Raw genomic sequence first — 1,355 nt, forward strand, 5'->3', positions numbered from 1 at the left:
TGAGTTATTATAATTCTTATTTTATTTATTTTTATATTCATATTTTTGATTCTTTAATTAATTAAAACAATAAATATTTTTTATTAAAAGGATTTTAATTTCATATGAAAATTAAAGTGATAAGCACTTCTACTAGTTGTTTAGATTATTTTCATCAAAAACATAATATTGGATTAATTAGATTACAAATTTTTTTAAATAATCAAGAATATCGAGATGGTGAAAATTTAACTGCAGATCAATTTTATGATTTTATAACTAATAATCCTCGTTTAATCACTACTACTTCTCAACCTCCTATAGGAGAAATAGTTGATTATTTTCGCCAAATAGCTCGTTTAGGTTATCAAAAAATTTTTGTTACAACTTTGTCTAGTGCATTAAGCGGTAGTTATAATAGTATTCTATCTGCTAGTAAAATAGTTGCTTCTGAAATAGAAGTTATAGTTTTTGATACCCAAAGTATTGGTTTTTGCGAAGCATATTGTGCTTTACAAGCTGAATGTATGTTTTCTGAAGGTTTTAAAATTTCAGAAGTTATAGCATATTTAGAAAAATTGCGTAAAAATAATAAAATTTTTTTTATAGTAGATTCTTTAAATCATTTAATTAAAAGTGGTCGTTTAAGTATTGCTAAAGGTTTTTTAGGAAGAATTTTTCATATTAAACCTATTTTAAAATTAGAATCTCCTGGTATTATTACAATGATTAAAAAAGTTTTTACTATGGAAAAAGCTTTTGATTGTATCTTGAGAGAAATCGAAAATTATACGAAAAATCAGAAAAATCAAAAATTTTTTTTACATATTTTAACTTCAGGACGTCCTCCTATGAAAAATAAATTAATAGAAATTTTAAAAAAAAAGTTAAATATTAATGATATTTTAGAAGTTATTATTACTCCGGTGATAGGAGCGCATGTAGGTAATAATGTTTTTGGTGTGGGATTAATTATTCCTCCCATTGATCACATTAAGAAGTTTCAATAATCATAAAGGTGTAAATATAATATATGTTAAATGAAAATTTATATATGGATAAAGCTAAAAAGATTTTAAAAATATTAAAAAAATATGACCAATCAGAAGCTTTTATAGTGGGAGGGGCTGTTAGGGATTTTTTATTAAAAAAACCTGTTACAGATGTAGATATTACTACTAATCTTTTACCTGAAACTATTTGTGAAATTTTTAATGTTCCAAAAACAAGAATTCGGTACGGTTCTGTTAAAATTTGTTTTGAAAATGATTATTTTGAAATAACAACTTATAGGAAAGAAGGGGAATATTTAGATTTTAGGCATCCTTCTTCTATTATTTTTATTCAAAATGTAAAAGAAGATTTACAAAGACGTG

Annotated in this window: 1 protein-coding gene and 1 pseudogene; both read left to right on the plus strand. The window is 23.7% G+C overall.

All coding sequences use genetic code 11. The annotated features are described in order from the left end of the window. Positions 1–104 precede the first annotated feature (104 nt). Positions 105–989 (plus strand): DegV family protein, encoded by an 885-nt coding sequence (locus OC683_RS02435; protein WP_304514948.1) that lies wholly within the window; start codon positions 105–107, stop codon positions 987–989. A gap of 23 nt (positions 990–1,012) precedes the next feature. Next, positions 1,013–1,355 (plus strand): annotated as a pseudogene (locus OC683_RS02440) (CCA tRNA nucleotidyltransferase); the annotation flags it as partial.

Origin of the sequence: Candidatus Phytoplasma crotalariae (assembly GCF_030586865.1) — a bacterium.
Lineage (GTDB): Bacteria > Bacillota_I > Bacilli_A > Acholeplasmatales > Acholeplasmataceae > Phytoplasma > Phytoplasma citri.